The organism is Sphingopyxis sp., assembly GCF_035944815.1.
Lineage (GTDB): Bacteria > Pseudomonadota > Alphaproteobacteria > Sphingomonadales > Sphingomonadaceae > Sphingopyxis.
The window spans coordinates 1-16,018 of record NZ_DASZAU010000004.1; the positions used below are offsets into that span (position 1 = coordinate 1).

9 protein-coding genes and 1 pseudogene are annotated in these 16,018 nt (G+C 63.4%); 5 read left to right on the forward strand and 5 right to left on the reverse strand.

The features are described from left to right. Positions 1–468: 468 nt before the first annotated feature. Entirely contained in the window at positions 469–1,866 is a 1,398-nt protein-coding gene (locus VGU00_RS05630) for a M28 family peptidase (RefSeq protein ID WP_327466382.1), read from the reverse strand. 516 nt (positions 1,867–2,382) lie between these two features. Next, on the reverse strand, positions 2,383–3,144 hold the full coding sequence (locus VGU00_RS05635; RefSeq protein WP_327466385.1) for a TetR/AcrR family transcriptional regulator: 762 nt from the start codon (positions 3,142–3,144) through the stop codon (positions 2,383–2,385). Positions 3,145–3,365: 221 nt separating this feature from the next. On the opposite strand from VGU00_RS05635, the gene VGU00_RS05640 reads away from it, so the two are divergent. The 3 genes from VGU00_RS05640 (at position 3,366) to VGU00_RS05650 (ending at position 9,543) form a co-directional block, all read left to right on the forward strand. Beyond that, positions 3,366–6,293, forward strand: a complete 2,928-nt coding sequence (locus VGU00_RS05640; RefSeq protein WP_327466387.1) for a TonB-dependent receptor domain-containing protein — start codon at positions 3,366–3,368, stop codon at positions 6,291–6,293. Between the two features lie 66 nt (positions 6,294–6,359). Continuing rightward, positions 6,360–7,955 (forward strand): long-chain-fatty-acid--CoA ligase, encoded by a 1,596-nt coding sequence (locus VGU00_RS05645; protein ID WP_327466389.1) that lies wholly within the window; start codon positions 6,360–6,362, stop codon positions 7,953–7,955. A gap of 52 nt (positions 7,956–8,007) precedes the next feature. Beyond that, entirely contained in the window at positions 8,008–9,543 is a 1,536-nt protein-coding gene (locus tag VGU00_RS05650; protein ID WP_327466391.1) for a M28 family peptidase, read from the forward strand. A gap of 362 nt (positions 9,544–9,905) precedes the next feature. On the opposite strand, the gene VGU00_RS05655 is transcribed toward VGU00_RS05650, so the two are convergent. After that, complete coding sequence (locus VGU00_RS05655) at positions 9,906–11,105, reverse strand: IS91 family transposase (protein WP_327467438.1); 1,200 nt, start codon at positions 11,103–11,105, stop codon at positions 9,906–9,908. Then, positions 11,102–12,010, reverse strand: a pseudogene (locus VGU00_RS05660) (tyrosine-type recombinase/integrase). The gene VGU00_RS05655 and the pseudogene VGU00_RS05660 overlap by 4 nt, the downstream one beginning before the upstream one ends. A gap of 151 nt (positions 12,011–12,161) precedes the next feature. On the opposite strand from VGU00_RS05660, the gene VGU00_RS05665 reads away from it, so the two are divergent. Continuing rightward, on the forward strand, positions 12,162–12,452 hold the full coding sequence (locus VGU00_RS05665; protein ID WP_327466393.1) for a hypothetical protein: 291 nt from the start codon (positions 12,162–12,164) through the stop codon (positions 12,450–12,452). Between the two features lie 122 nt (positions 12,453–12,574). Continuing rightward, entirely contained in the window at positions 12,575–13,579 is a 1,005-nt protein-coding gene (locus VGU00_RS05670) for a Gfo/Idh/MocA family oxidoreductase (protein ID WP_327466395.1), read from the forward strand. Here VGU00_RS05670 and VGU00_RS05675 read toward each other — a convergent pair. Continuing rightward, entirely contained in the window at positions 13,558–15,678 is a 2,121-nt protein-coding gene (locus VGU00_RS05675) for a PQQ-binding-like beta-propeller repeat protein (RefSeq protein ID WP_327466397.1), read from the reverse strand. The genes VGU00_RS05670 and VGU00_RS05675 overlap by 22 nt on opposite strands. Positions 15,679–16,018: the final 340 nt, after the last annotated feature.

The following is a 16,018-nucleotide window of genomic DNA, read 5'->3' on the forward strand; positions in this document are numbered from 1 at the left end:
ATCCGCCGTCGGCATCCCCGCCTCATGCTCCTTCAATATCGCGATGATCTGCTCTTCGCTGAACCTGCTTCGTTTCATTCTGTCCGACTCCTTCGCGTCGGACTCTACTCAAAATCGGTCACATTTCAGGGGAGCACGTCACTTGCATTGCTTGTCTCGCTACCTCAGCACGGAGGGTCCCTCGAGCTAGGCCGAGGGCCCCGCGCGGCGAGACCGCAGCTGCCAATAGGCCGGGCAAAAAGGCCTGAATCAGCTAGCGATCATCCCCGCCCCATAACTTGCATACCGGTCTTTTAAATCTTTGTCGGCTCCCTAGCTGTAAATAGCAGGGGTGGAGGGCAGCAAGGCGGAGCGCGTGGATTGGGGAGGCTGGGATTTCGACGATCCGGTTGATGCTTCCAAAAAAGAGGGCGCGCGTGTTTTGTTTGATCCGGACCGGCGTCAGGATGCCGGCCCGGATGGGGAGGATCAAGGCGTCGTATTGGCGGGAGCAGCGAGTGCCTTCGCCGGCAGCTTGTTCACCTCATCGATGATCCGCGCGTAGGCGCGCGTCGATGCCTCGATGCCCGCCGCAGGTATGATCGCGGCATCGTCGCGACTCGAGTGATAGGGCCAGGCCGCAGTGATGATCTGGACCATCGGAGCGTCGTCGCGGATTTTGCCGACCTCGCCCGGCGCTGTCCGGTCCGGCTGGGCGAGAAGCGGAACCCCGAAGTCGGTGAATGCCTTGACGCTGATGTCGCGCAGTAGCGGGCTGCCGCCCACATACCAGTTGAAAGCCGGGAGGCTGTTCGATTTGCGGAGCTTGCCCAATATGTCTTCCGCCTCGGTATAGGCGGTATGCTCCGCATTGATGAGCACAGCGGTCTTCCCGAAGACCTGCTCGCGATTGTCGTGCATCCACGTCGTGCCCAGGAAATTCGGATCATGATGGCCGGGCGTACCGACGAATATGAGCGTCCGCTTGCGGTCCTTCTTCGGTACCGCGGCGAAATATTCGGCGAGGCCGAGCATGGTGGCTACGCCCGAACCATTGTCCAGCGCGGCCTCATAATAGCCGTCGCGGTGCGCGATGATCATGATATTCTCGTCGGTCGCACCCTCGAGCACACCCCACACCTGCGTGGTCTTGAGGTCGATACGCCTCTCAGTCTCAAGGCGATAGGACAGGCTGACCTTGCCACCCGCCCGATCGATCTCGCCGAGGATCCTCTCGCTATCCTCCTTACCGATCACGAAGCAGGGCACCTTCTCGCAGCGAAGCGACATGTGGCCCGTGATATTACCGGGGAGCCCGAGAGTTATGAACACGGCAGCAGCACCGAGCCGTTCGGCGCGTTCCACCGCCCCGTTGAGGCTGGCGGAAGAAAAGAAGGCGCTGGGCTCCGGGATCGCGTGAATGAGCACCGCTTTGCCGTTGACTGCGCGGTCGCCGAAATCGACTGGCCCTCCGAGTCCGACATAGACGAGGTCGAGCGCCTTTGCCGTGGTCGTCTCCGCCGGGATCCTCCCGATCGGCAGGGCGCTCGGGATCGCGAGGCTGGTCGGTCCGCTTCCGACGGTCACCGACCAGGACTTGGGCATGATCGTCTCGGGAACGTCGAACGACTGCATCCGGATGCCGGTGAGCCCGATACGGCGGAACTCCGCCTCCATCCAGGCGGCGCCGACGGCGTCGGCTTCCGTGCCCATGATCCTTCCCCAATATTGGTGACCCTTGTCGCGATAGTCGCGCGAGATCTGGGCCTGCGCCTCCACCATTGCCTTCAGGTGGACGCCGTCGATCCGGCCGTAGCGTTCAAGACCCTTGGGCACCGGCCATTTGAGCGCGTCGACAGCGTCGGGGTCCGCCTGTTCGGGCTGCATGACGCTCAGAATCCGGGAGCCCGGTTTCGATGCGTCGGCAGGGGCCGCGTCTTGGGCGATCGCAGCAGGGGAGGTAGCGGCGAGGGCAAGCGCCAAAACCGAGGCGGCGGCGCAAGCGCTCGAGGTGAGGAAACGGATTTGATGCGGCATGGCGGGACCCTCCCAGGATGTTGAAGGACGCGCGGACCATTCGCTTTCCGGGGACGTCAATCGATGCCTGCGGAAATGATTTTCAGCCGATATCGAGCTTGCCGGCGCGCGCGGCGCGGCAGCTTCGGCAGCCTCTCTCATTCCGCAGGATCAATGTCGCGCCGGGGCGGAGCGGGATCCGGCGGGCATGACCCATTCTTTGCGTGGCCATTGCCTGCCCGAGGCATCCTATGAGCGTTGCCACTTGTCAACAGAAATTTCCGAAAGAGGGAAGAAGTTACGAATCAGGGGTGGCAATGTCAGGATTTTTCGGACACCAGAAACTGGAAAGTGCGGGCGGGGGCCCCGGGGTTCGATTGAGGGAGGTTAGAATTGTCCGCAGAGCGCGCTGATTCCGACGGTCAGGCTCGTGGTCAGCCGATCAGCGATCGCGAGGGAGTCGCTCGAGCTGCAGAGCCCATCCGACAGCCTGTCGATCCTCCCTGTCCGGCCGAGCGAGAAGGTGAAGGCGCCAGTGAGCAGGTGATAGCTCCAGTAGATCTCGCGCTCGGGGGCGCGGGGAAAAATTGCACGCAAATCGTTGAGAAACTCGCGTGATACCTCGTCGAAGACTTCGGACATCAACTCGTCGAGAATGCCGCGCGAGCTGTTCACATAGCTCACGATCGCCATATAATTGGCCCAGCCTGCATCGTCCGACATCTTGACGAAGGCCGGGCGCATGAAGGCGTCGACGATGTCCGCGAGACGGGGGATGCCATTTTTTCCGTTATGCCGCGCCCTCGCCATCGCCTCAAGCCGCAACCGGTTGATCTCCGGGCCCCGCCGCGTGAACACTTCGCGAAACAGCTGCTTCTTGTCGACGAAATAGTAACGGATCAGGGCCGTATCGACATTGGCCACCTTCGCCACCTCGGCAAAGGTCACGCCATTATAACCATGCTCCGCAAACAAATATTCGGCATTGTCCAGGATTGAATCCATCGACGCTTGGCGGCGATCGGCCTGCCGGACGCGCCCATTCTTCGGGTCGGGCTCGGTCAATTCGACTCCCGATTTGGTCAAGGCAGGCTCTCCTTCATGGCGGACTTTCTCTCCTTTGCAGGGAGCTAGGAGACCCGGCGCCACATTCCAATACCAAAACGCGCCGGTGCGATAGCGAACAGCGGGGACAGTCGGCGCCAGCGAAACCAGTTCCGTGGCATTTGCCGTCTCTTACATTCTCTTTCTTCTGGAGAAAAGAAAGATCTTGACTTGGATCGAAATTGGCCTGACTTCTGAAAAAAATGAGAAGGCGAGAATCCGGTCCGCGTAGCGCACCGGCTTCCCGAAAAAAATGGGAGAGAGATATGATCACTTCGCGCAGTCTTCTGCTCGCGTCGGCTTCGCTCATGTTGCCTGGTGTCTGCTTTGCTCAGGATGTCGCCTCCGATCCGCCCTCGGCAAGCGCCGCCGTTGGTCAGGAAGAGGCAGCCGATGACGCCGCGAGCGCCGATACCGGCGCTTCCGATCCCGGCGGCGACATCGTCGTCACCGGCTCGCGCCTCACGCTCAGCGGCTATCGGCAGCCCACGCCCGTGACCGTGGTGAGCTCCGAGAAGTTGGAGCGCGACAATCATACCGATCTTGCCAGCGTGATCTCGAAGCTGCCGTCGGCCGGGAACATGTCGTCGCCGAACTCCTCGAACGCGTCGCAGAATGTGAGCTCGGGGACGGCCGGACTCAGCCTCGTCAACCTTCGCAATCTCGGCGTCCCGCGTACGTTGGTGCTGTTCGACGGCAAGCGGGTCGTAAGTTCGACGCAAACCGGCGGCGTCGATCTCAATCTCCTGCCGCAAAGCCTCGTCCAGCGCATCGACATCGTGACCGCGGGTGCGTCGGCGGCATGGGGCTCCGACGCGGTGGCAGGCGTCGTTAACGTCGTTCTCAACAAGAGCTTCACGGGATGGGGCGGCAACATCGAGGCCGCGAGCAACCAGCGCGGCACGCGACAATCGTTGAAGGGCGAGCTGACCTACGGCACGAAGATCGGAGACCGTGCCCATCTCATCGTGAGCGGCGGCTATCTTTACTCGCCCGATCATGTCGTTCCGCAGGAGACAGGATGGTACAAGTCGCAGAATCTCGTGAACAACCCCGCCTGGACACCGACAAACGGTCAGCCGCGGCTCATTCACGCCGACAATGTGGGTCTTTCCTCCGCTACGCAGGGCGGACTGATTACGGGGGGGCCGCTACGCGGTATCCAGTTCGTCGGCCCGAACGGGACGCCGGTGCCGTTCGACTTCGGCAATGTTTCTGGCACCATCTCCAATGGCGGCACCTTCGTGAACCCCGTTTTGAACGGTCAGGCGAACAGCCTCACGGTGCCGATCAAGAATTTCACGGGTTTCGCGCGCCTTTCCTATGAAATCAGCGACAAGGTCCAGGCCGCGGTCGAGCTCAACTACGGCTGGACGCACACGACCAGCGCGAGCGCCTCCTACACGCGGCAGGGCAACCTCAACATCCAGGTCGACAATCCCTATCTCGACGCAGGCATCCGGCAGCAGATGATCGATCTCGGGCTGACCTCCTTTCCGCTTGGCACGACCAACACTAACAATCTGAATGGTGCGGCGGGGGACGATTTTCTCGAACCCAATGGCCTCGGAAACCTCCACAATTACGCGAACCGCAAGCTGTTTCGCCAGCTCATCGAGTTCACGGGCGAGATCGGATCGTGGAAATGGGAAGTCTATGGCCAGCATTCCGCCAACAAGCGCTTCACCAAGCTCGTCGTGAACCCCGTCATCGCTAATTATAACCGCGCCGTCGACGCGGTGCGGGTGACTGCGGCCAACCAGGGCAGCTCGGGCCTCGCGATCGGAACGATCGTCTGCCGCTCTACCCTTACCGATCCCGACAATGGCTGCGTTCCGCTGAACGTCCTCGGTGAGGGCGTCGCCTCGCCGGCGGCTATCGCCTACGTCAATAATGGACCTGCGGAGTCCAACCTGACCTTGGCGCAATATTCGACCGGTGCCTCGATCGAGGGTGAGGCCTTCTCGACCTGGGCGGGTCCGGTCGCGGTAGCGGTCGGCGCCGAATATCGCCGCGAGACGGTCAAACAGACCGCTGACCCTCTCTCGTATGCGCGCGCCTATGCGGCGGGAAATTTCCAGTTCCAGGACTTTGCTAACGACGTCTATGAGGGCTTCGCTGAAGTCAACGTGCCGCTTGTGCGCGATGGCTTTGTCGAAACGATGGATCTCAGTGCTGCGGGCCGGTACACCCATTATAGCACGAGCGGGAGCGTCGCGACCTGGAAGGTCGGACTGACGAGCCAGATCATTCCCGATATCCGCGTACGCGCCACGATCTCGGCCGATATTCGCGCACCCACATTACTCGATCTTTTCAGCAACGGATCGTCATCCACCCAGGTCATCACCGACGTTACCCGACCCGGCAATCCGACGACCAACATCTTCGCGCTGACCGGCGGCAATCCCAATCTCAAGCCCGAACGCGCGAAGACCTATACTGGCGGTGTCGTTTTCACGCCGAGCTTCCTTCCGGGGCTGAGCGCCTCGGTCGATTATTACTCGATCAAGATCAACGGCGCGATCGTCACGCCGCTTTTCACCTATGTGCTGAGCCAGTGCGCCGCAGGCGACCAGACCTTCTGTCCCTTCATCACCCGCGACGGCAATGGGGTGATCACGACGATCATCTCGAGCCCGGTCAATGCGGCGTCGGTGAAAACCTCGGGCGTCGACTTTCAGCTCGATTACCGCCGCCCCCTAGGCGACGGGAATTTCACTTTCTCGCTGCTCGGCAATTACACGCATGAATTGGTGCGCGATGGCCTCGGGACGGTCTTCGATTATGCGGGCAGTCTGAACTTCGCGCCGCCGAACCTCGTGAACGGGGAGGGGGCCCCGAAATTCCGGGGCGAGGCGAGTGCGACATATGCGTCCGACCGATACAGCTTTACCAGCCAGCTTCGCGTGATCGGCGCGGCCAAGCTCAACAATGCCTATGTCGAAGGCGTCGACGTCGACGACAACAGCGTTCCCGCCGTTGCCTATGTCGATCTGCGCGCGAGCGCCTACCTCGACGGCGACCGGAAGGTGCAGGCCTATGTCGCGGTCGACAATCTCCTCGCGAAGAGCCCGCCGATCATCCCCAATGGCCCCGCCTCGAGCCCAGGCTATTTCTACGTGCCGACGCGGAGCGACATCTACGACGTGCTCGGTCGCAGCTGGCGGGTCGGAGTGCGCGCCCGCTTTTAGATCGCGCACCTGCGGCACACCTTCACCCCAATGACCTCAGATGACGGATATTTCATGCAAGGCTTGATGCAGCCCTATTCCCTGACCCTGGACAGGATACTCGATCATGCTGCCGAGTGGCATGGACGGCGCGAGGTCGTTACCTGGGCGGCGAGCGGCCGCAAGCTGCGTTCGAGCTACCGCGAGGTCCGATTGCGAGCGATGCGCTTCTCGAATGCGCTCCGCCATCTGGGGGTGGTCGAGGGCGACCGCGTCGCGACCCTCGCCTGGAATACGATCGACCATGTCGAGGCTTGGTACGGTATTATGGGGTTGGGGGCGGTCTGCCACACGCTGAACCCGCGTCTCTTCCTCGATCAGATCGCGTGGATCATCGACCATGCAGAGGATCGCCTGCTCGTCGTCTCCCCGGGCCTGCTCCCGCTCGCGCGCGAGCTTGCCGCGCGCTGCCCCTCGATCGAGGCCGTGATCGTATTAAGGGGCGGCGACGAGGGCGCAGAGACTGGCCCGGCCCTGCATCGCTACGACGACCTCATCGAGGACCGTGAGGAGGAGGGGGCGAGGTGGGGCGCGTTCGGCGAGGAGGCTGCAGCGGGGCTCTGCTACACGTCGGGCACCACCGGCGATCCCAAAGGCGTGCTCTATTCGCACCGTTCCAATTATCTTCACGCCCTGACGTCGATCCAGCCCGACATGCTGGGGCTCAGGGCGACCGACACCGTGCTGCCGCTTGTGCCGATGTTCCACGCCAATGCATGGGGGCTGGTCTTCTCCTGTCCTGCGGTCGGCGCGAAGCTGGTGCTTCCCGGCGACCGGCTGGACGGCGCGTCGGTGTCGGAGCTGATAAATAGCGAGGGCGTGACGTTCGCGGCGGCGGTTCCCACCGTCTGGCAAGACTATGTGAACTATCTGAAATCGTCGGGCGAGCGGCCTGCGGCACTCGACCGTGTGCTCATCGGAGGCGCCGCCGTCCCCGAGGGGCTCGTCTGCGATCTGGCATCCTTCGGTGTGCGCGTGATCCACGCCTGGGGGATGACCGAGGCCTCTCCGATCGGGACAGTGAATGCCGACGTCTGCGAGACCGCAGGTCTTGAGGGCAACGAGCGGAGTGAGCTGACCCTGAAGCAGGGGCGGCCGCCGCTCGGTGTCTCACTGGCACTGAAGGGCGATGAGAGTGAAGCTGCACCACGTGATGGGGCGGCGAACGGCAGGCTGATGATCCGCGGGCATTCCATCGCCCGCGCCTATTTCCGCCAGGACACGCCGATCCTCGATGCCGAAGGCTGGTTCGATACCGGCGATATCGCGCGCATCGATCCCTTGGGCTTCATGCAGATCACTGACCGCGCGAAGGACGTCATCAAGTCGGGAGGCGAATGGATCAGCTCGATGGATATCGAAAATATCGCCGCCTCGCACGCCGAGGTTACCCGCGCGGCAGTGATCGGCGTGCCGCACGAGAAATGGGGCGAACGGCCGCTGCTGATCCTGGTGTGCGAGCGCCCTTCGGAGGGGCTCGCCGATGAAATCCGCACGCTGCTGAGCGGCAAGATCGCGAAGTGGTGGATTCCTGATGAGATCCGCTTTGCCGACGCCATCCCGCTCGGCGCGACCGGCAAGATCGACAAGAAGGCGCTGCGGCTCGAACTGCTCGCGAGCTAACGGCTTTTCGGAATAGCTAAATCGACGAAAATCAGGGTGGAGGAGAAATGCCATGAGATCGCTGCCGAAAGCAAGAGCCGGAACGATGACGCTGCTTGCCGCCACCCTGTGCCTCGGCCCCACGGCGGCGCAATCGCAGTCAAGCCCCTGGCCAGAAGGCGTCAGGAACCATGGCTATGATCTGAACTCGAGTTTCGTGCAGCTTCCGCTCCCGACGGGAGAGGAGGCCTTTGAAAGCCTCGATGGCAAGCGCATGTCGAAGGACGTCGACGAGATTGTTGCCTTTTCGATCAAGGACAAGGCCGACGGCAATTTGCTGTGGGGGCGGGTCGCTGGCAGCAAGAATGACGCGGCCGTTACCGAATGGGTCGAGCGCCGCTTCAGGGCTATAGGTCTCGAGAATGTGAAGCGAGAGACCTTCGACCTGCCGCCGCAATGGTTCCCGACGTCGTGGCGGCTGACCGCCTCGGCGGGAGGGCAGAAGATCAGTTTCGAGAGCGCCCGGGCGAGCGGCGTGCCGCTTCCCGAGGGCGGGCTGGAACTTGAACCGATCTGGGTCGGGTTAGGAACCGAGGCCGATTTCGCGGGACGCGATGTCAGGGGCAAGCTCGTCGTGGTCTCCAGCATCCCGCAGCCGGGCACGATCAGCCATTCGGCGGGCTGGCTCGGCGTCGCCAAGCGCGCGCAGGAGAAGGGCGCCGCCGCTCTTCTCGTAAACATCGCCCTGCCGGGCAATTTCGAGGTGCAGGTGGCGCCGGGCCCCCGCTCCAACACCGGGCTCACGACATTCACGATGGGAACACGCGACACCGACGCGCTCCGCTCCTTGATAGAGAAGGGGCCGGTACGGATTCACGCCGACTATCGATCCGAGATGCGCGAAAATCTGAAGGATTACAGCATTTGGGGAAGCCTACCGGGAACGACGGACGAAGATGTCTATGTTCTCGCGCATCATGACGCGGTTTTCACCGGCGGCATGGACAATGCTTCGGGGATGGCGGTCATGCTCGCGCTGGCGGAACATTTTGCAAAAATACCGAAGGAGCAGCGGCGGCGCACGATCCATTTCGTGAGCACCGCGGGCCATCACAACGGGTCGCCGGCCACCGCCGCCATGCATGAGGGGCGTAGCGAGATATTCGCAAAAACGGCGCTGGTCATCAACTCTGAGCATGTCGCGTCCGCCCAAACCTATATCTGGGGCGTGAACGGCGCCGGCGCCCGCGTCGAACCTGCGCTGCGCCTCTCGAACTCGGTGAACGCCCGCATGTGGTGGATCTTCGGCAGCGACCGGCTGGCATCGATTGCGCTCGATGCGTGGAAAAGATTCGGCGTGACTCTGTTCGACACGATGGAGCCCCACGCACCCGGCGATATCTCACACATCCACCGCGACGTTCCCAATCTGCAGCTCATTGACGCGCAGCCGGTCTATCACACCAATGCACCCGATATCGTGCCCGCGCCCGCGCTGGAGGCCGTCGCGCGCTCCTACGCTAAGATCCTGCGCGAAGTAGACCGGCTCGATCGGGCCGATATTGCCCCCAGATCGGAATCGGCCAACGCCAAAGTTTCATGGCGTTGACACCTTGGCACTACTCAATGTCTGCTTCTCACGCTTTCTGATCGGAAGCAGACCGTCTCAAAATCGTTGAGAGCTTCGGACGCCGATAGGCGTCGGAAAGTCTTCGATGCCCGAACTGCGGGGATCATGGGCTGACTATGGGGCAAGCTGTTTTGCGCGGTTCGTGGGGTAGCCAGGTGCTGCCGAAAAGCGGACGCATCCGAGAGCAGACCGTCTGGATTTAGATCGCGAAAGCGGACGTTCAAAAGCGGACGGGCCGATTTTGATAGTGCGGCGTCTGCTTTTGCGCAGCGCCGGCGCGAGCGGGTCCGCGTCCAGGCGCGGGCCTGCCCTGGATCGTGTCGGTGCCAGGCCGTGCCGGATCACGGCGCCTCTATCCCGGGTGCGAGGGCTGAGGGAGGCGGTGCGCGAGGCTGATAGCGGCGTTCGAACACCTCGATGATGATCATCGTACCGCCGCAGCACGGGCAGGCCGGTCGGGGCTGTGCATCGACGACGGGCTCGTCGGTCGGTGGAAGTGCGACATCGAGCAGCCGGCGCGCGCGTTCGAGATGAGCCTTGCGCCTGGCGGAGGCGAGCAGGCCATAGTGGCGGATGCGGTGGAACCCGCGCGGCAGGGCATGGAGGAGAAAGCGGCGTATAAACTCGTCGGCGGTGAGGGTCATGACCTGCTGTCGTCCGGGCCCGGACTGGCGATAGTCCTTGTAGCGGAATGTGACCCCGGCCTCATCGAAGCGAAGAAGGCGGCTGTTCGATATGGCGACCCGGTGGGTGTATCGCGGCAGATAGGCGAGGACCGCTTCGGGGCCTGCGAACGGCGGCTTGGCGTAGACCACCCAGCGCTTCTTCCTGACAGGAGCGAGGTGCCGCAGGAAAGCGCGCCGGTCAGCGAGCTGTGTCATGCTGCCAAAGAAGGTGAGCTGCCCACGGTCATGTAAGGCGCGCAGCCTCGTCAGGAACAGGCGGCGGAACAGGGCGCCGAGCACGCGGACCGGGAGCAGGAAGGCGGGGCGTGCGGATATCCAGCGCGTCCCGTCTCGGGAGATACCGCCGCCGGGCACGATCATATGGATGTGGGGATGATGGGTCAGCGCCGAGCCCCATGTGTGGAGGACGGCGGTGATGCCGATCTTGGCGCCAAGATGACTGGGGTCGGCGGCGATGGTCAGCATCGTATCGGCAGCGGCCTTGAACAGCAGATCATAGACGAGCGCCTTATTGTGGAAGGCGATCGCGGCCACCTCGGCGGGGAGCGTGAACACGACGTGGAAGTAACCGACCGGGAGCAGGTCGGCCTCGCGCGCTTCGAGCCATGTGCGCGCGGCAGCGCCCTGGCACCTTGGGCAGTGCCGGTTCCGGCAGCTGTTATAGGCGATCCGCCAGTGGCCGCAGTCGGTACAGGCCTCCACGTGGCCGCCGAGCGCGGCGGTGCGGCAATGCTCGATCGCCGACATGATCTTGAGCTGATGTAGGCTCAGATGCCCGGCATGGGCGACGCGATAGGCAGGCCCCGCGGCACGGAAGATGTCGGCGACCTCGAGTGAGGCACGCGTTAGCGTCAGCCGTCGGGTGCCTCCTCGCTCGGCGATGCGAGCGCGAGCCTGTCGAGCGGACTGGTCAACGCACACATCGTCTTGGTCGCGACCTTCGTGTAAAAGGCGGTGGTATTTAGCGCGGCGTGGCCGAGCATCGCCTGGATGACGCGGATATCAACGCCGTCTTCAAGGAGATGGGTGGCGAAGCTGTGGCGCAGCGTATGCGGTCCGACGCGCTTGTCGATATCCGCCGCCTCTGCGGCCTCGACGACGATCCGGTAGAGCTGGCGCGTGCTGATCGGAGCCGACGCGTTCTGCCCGGGAAAGAGCCAGCCATCGGGAACGAGGATGCCCTGCTGCCGTCCGGCGCGCCACCAGTCGCGCAGCAACAGGAGCAGGCCTTCGGGCAGCATGGCTTTGCGGTAGCGCCCGCCTTTACCGTGCTCGACCCGCAGCAGCATGTGCTTGCTGTCGATATCGCTGACCTTCAGCGCCGACACCTCGGCGACGCGCAGCCCGGCGCCATAGGCGACCGACAGCGCGGCCTGGTGCTTGAGGCAGCGGGTCGCATCGAGCAGGCGCTTCACCTCGGCCATGGTCAGCACCACCGGGATCTTGCGCACCTGCCGGGTGCGGACCAGCTTGCGCGCGAGGTCGGGGCGGTCGAGCGTGTGCGTGAACAGGAACTAGAGCGCGCTGACGATGCTGTTCATGGTCGGCGCCGGAACACCCGCCTGCTGCTGCTCGATCTGGAACTGGCGGACGTCCTCGGCGCTCGCGGTGTGGGGCGAGCGCCCGAGCCAGGTCGCGAACCGTCCGACGTCGCGCAAATAGTTGCGATGCGTCTCCTCGGTGAAACGGCGCATGGTCATGTCGTCGATCAGGCGCTGGCGCAGCGGGCTGATCGGGCCAATCTGGATAAGCTCATTCATCGTTCGACCCCTCAGTTGAAGGAGTCGAAAGGGTCCACCCATGGCAGCGACCGTTCAATCAGGCGCGGCGCTCGCCGGGCCGCTTTACATCGCCGCTAGCTCCAATCCGCGATAGCGGTTCGTGCATCGGCCATCATCGGCGTACCGGAAAATGACGATTGCGCTTCTTTGGATTTCGCATCCAAAAAACATCGAGCGACCGTCTACGGTTTTTATATCCGACCGATTTGAAGCAGTTGATGCGCTTTTGCTCGCCCTGCCGATCGTCATCATGACTGCGACGATTGCCCATGCCGAGGGCTCGAACGGGAATGCTGTAGACAGCCGCGTCGACATTGGCGGGCGTTCCATTCATCTGATGTGCCGCGGAACCGGTACGCCCACCGTCGTCGGGGACGCCGGAATGGGCACCGCGCCCGTCGAAGTGCGCGGGGCCTCCTGACGACGAGAAAGCCGGGCAAACGGCCGCGTCGAAAGTTACGGTCAGAAGTGATTGCAAACGTCGTAATGTAGCTTATTGTTTGGCCCAATCATTCGTGTGATTTGCAAATCGGAGAGAATTTCATGCAGCCTGTTCGGATCGGATTGATCGGCGCGTCTCGCGTCGCGCTACATGCGGCCACCGGAGCTGCTGCCCATGTCGGCAATGTCGAGGTCATCGCCGTCGCGTCGCGCGATTTCGGGCGGGCGCTGGCGTTCGCGAAGGAGCAGAGGATCGAGCGGGCCTATGGTGACTATACGGCGCTCCTGAACGATCCCGACGTCGATCTCGTCTATATCGGCACCCCGCCGAGCCACCATGCCGAGCAGGCTCTCGCGGCCATTACGGCCGGCAAATCCGTCCTTGTCGAAAAGCCTTTTTCCTTGACCGCTGCCGACGCCGTCCGGGTGCGTGACGCCGCGGCCGCCTCGGGCGTCCGGGTTTTCGAGGCGATGCATTCGCCGCACCACCGGCTGTTCCAGCGGATCAGCGAACTTGTGAGCCAAGGCGAGTTGGGCCATCTGAAGTCGATCGATGCGCTGTTCGAGGCTCCGATCGACAGGGGGGATGCCATCCGCTGGTCGCCGGAGCTTGGCGGGGGCGCACTAATGGATCTCGGCGTCTATCCGCTGGCCTTCGTCCGGCGCATCGCCGGCGAGGATTTCGAGGTCAAATCGGCCGAGGCGGAATTCATGGGCGGGGTCGATGCGCGCTTCGAGGCCGTTCTTGCGTATGACAATGGCCTCGAGTGCCGTATTGCCGCCTCGATGATCGCGCAGGCTCCAGCTGCCCGGCTGAGGATCGAGGGTGAGGATGGCTGGATCGAGGCGATCAATCCCGTCCTGCCGCAACTCGGGCATCGTCTGACCCTTTGTGTCGGTGGGCAGCAGAAGGATGAGCAGGTCGGCGGGCCCAGTTCGTTCGAGGCGCAGCTCGCCGCCGTTGCGGCCACGCTGTCAGATGGCGCGTCATTTCCTGTCCCGGAAGATGATTTCGTCGCATCGATGGTTGCGATCGAGCGGCTGCGGGCGTCGTTCGGCCAGGCTTCCCCGGCAGGCGCCGCCGATCATAATGAGAAGGCGATATAGGCATTGCGTCCGGCCGAGAAGGTCGAAGGTAGTTCGCCGAGACTGAAGCCGCTCGCATTGGCGGCGGGGACGACGATATACGGACGGCCCTTGTACCGATAGATGGCGAGGCCGCCGCGCGGGCGCGAGGGCAGGGCGCCTTGCCAGAGATGCCGCCCGCTCCGGCTGTCGAAAGCGTGCAGCATCCGGTCCGCTTCGCTGGCAGCGAAGACCAGGCCTCCGGACGTGATCACCAACCCGCCCTTCGAAACGCTCGAGCCGGTCGGTGCGGGACGACCGGGAGCGGTCCCCACGGGTGTCTGCCAGACGCGCTCGCCGCTGTTCATGTCATAGGCAGTGATCGTCTGCCACGGGGGCGTCATGACCGAGTTCCCCGCCTTGGACAGCATGTAGCCGAACGAAGTGCGATAGCGCAGCGGCTCTCCAGGCTTGCGCTCGATGGGCTTGTCGGGCGCGGCCGCCACCGGGACATTCGAGAGATACACAGCAAGGCCGCGGATATCGGTTGCGTCCATGTCGGGGAAACCGGGCATCTGGCCGCGGCCCTCGCGGATCAGCTTCAGGAAGGCAGGCGGCGCGATACGTCCCGAGATATTCTCGAGCGACGGGATCAGCGGCGGCTGGCCCGTGCGGTCTGCACCGTGGCAATCCTGGCAATTGGTCGCATAGACCGCCGCGCCCCGGCCTTTCGACTGGGCGAGTATCTCGAGCGCCCCCGCGGTCATTCCCTCGCTGAGTTTCAGAAAGGCGGGCATGTCGTAGGACAGGACGTAGAAGCGCCCGGTTGCGGGATCGCCGGCCGCCATGCCCCAATTGGCGCCGCCATGGCTTCCCGGGACCTGGATCGAACCCTTGAGCGACGGGGGCGTGAAAATACCCTCGTTGCGCGAACCCGTCAGTTTGGCGATGACGGCGGCGCGCTCTTCGGCATCAAGCGCGGGGTCGATGTCGGCCTCGGTAAAGCTTTGCCGGGCGAAGGGCAGCGGCCATTGCGGCATCGGCTGTGTCGGCGACGAATATTCGCCAGGGACATCGCTCTGGGGAACGGCGCGCTCCGGGATCGGCCAGAGCGGCTTCCCGGTGACCCGGTCGAACGCATAGACGAAGCCCGTCTTGCCGGCGATGACGACCGCGGGAACAGGCTTGCCTGCCTGCTTTAGCGTCATCAGCACAGGCGAGGCCGTGAGGTCATAATCCCAGAGGTCGTGATGGACGGTCTGGAAATGCCAGAGACGGCGCCCGGTCCGCGCATCCACCGCCACGAGACTGTTGGCGTAGAGATTGTCACCCTTGCGGTCGGCCCCGTAGAAATCATAGGTCGCGGAGCCCGTTACGAAATAGGCGATACCGCGCGCATCGTCGACCGACATGCCGCCCCACACGTTGGCGCCGCCGGCCTTTTTCCAGGCATCGGCAGGCCAGCTTTGATCGCCTTCGTCGCTGGGAGAGGGGATCGTGCGGAATGTCCAGACAAGCGCGCCCGTCCTCACATCATAAGCGCGGACATGGCCGGGAGGATCTTCGTAATTCTCCCCTGTCACCGAACCCATGATGATGAGATCCTCGAACACGCGGCCGGGCGTCGGCGGCGCGATGCGGCCGATGGTCGCGGGGTCGCGGCCGAGACCCTCGCGAAGGTCCACGTCGAAACCCGAGATCAACGCACCGGTGGCGGGATCGAGGGCGCGAAGCCGCTGTCCGGCTGCGAAGAGAAGCCGCTCCTCCTTCCCGTCCTTGCTGCGCCAATAGGAGAAGCCGCGAACTGCGCCCAGCGGGAGCTTCGTATCGGTCTTCCAGAGCGCTGTTCCGGTCGCCGGATCGAGCGCTGCGATGGTACCGGCGCCCCCGACGACAATCAGGCGATCTCCGAGCAGCATCGGCTCCGCCGAGCTGTCGCTGTCGCCAAGGTCGAATGTCCATGCGGGTTTGAGGCGATCGACGTTGGCCGGGGAGAGTTCATCGACGCCAGCGAAATGGGAGGATGCGGCGTCGCCTTCATAGGCGGCCCATCCGGAGTTCGAGCCACCGGTCGGCGCCGCGGTCGCAGAGACAAGCCCATATCCGGCGAGCAACGAGAGAAGGGCCGCCGTCGTTCGCACCCCTGACGTTCCGAGCCATCGCGGCAGCCTGTGATTGCGACCCGATCGTTCCAGCCCTGACCGCTGCATCTCGATTCTCCATGTTTGGCGTCTCTGCGCGCCTTCTTCCGCGACTTAATGTTATTCTGCTCGACCATTCAAGCCAATTCAGAACCAATTGCCACAAATGGCTGAACCAATATGATGATTGGTTGCGCGTCGCTCAAGATGTGATCAGATCCGCGCATGGGGCAGGGCGGCAAAGGGAATCTGCGCTGACGGCAACGGGTGAGAAGGGCAGGGGGCGACGCGCGATCGGTGCGGTTCCGGCGGTTTGAGCGCCGCAACCCGGCGGGAGACG

Excerpts from the sequence above, each read along its gene's own strand:
- VGU00_RS05640 (WP_327466387.1), top strand. The coding sequence starts at position 3,366 with ATGATCACTTCGCGCAGTCTTCTGCTCGCGTCGGCTTCGCTCATGTTG.
- VGU00_RS05665 (WP_327466393.1), top strand. The coding sequence starts at position 12,162 with ATGACGATTGCGCTTCTTTGGATTTCGCATCCAAAAAACATCGAGCGA.
- VGU00_RS05630 (WP_327466382.1), bottom strand. The coding sequence starts at position 1,866 with ATGCAGCCCGAACAGGCGGACCCCGACGCTGTCGACGCGCTCAAATGG.
- VGU00_RS05645 (WP_327466389.1), top strand. The coding sequence starts at position 6,360 with ATGCAGCCCTATTCCCTGACCCTGGACAGGATACTCGATCATGCTGCC.
- VGU00_RS05670 (WP_327466395.1), top strand. The coding sequence starts at position 12,575 with ATGCAGCCTGTTCGGATCGGATTGATCGGCGCGTCTCGCGTCGCGCTA.
- VGU00_RS05650 (WP_327466391.1), top strand. The coding sequence starts at position 8,008 with ATGAGATCGCTGCCGAAAGCAAGAGCCGGAACGATGACGCTGCTTGCC.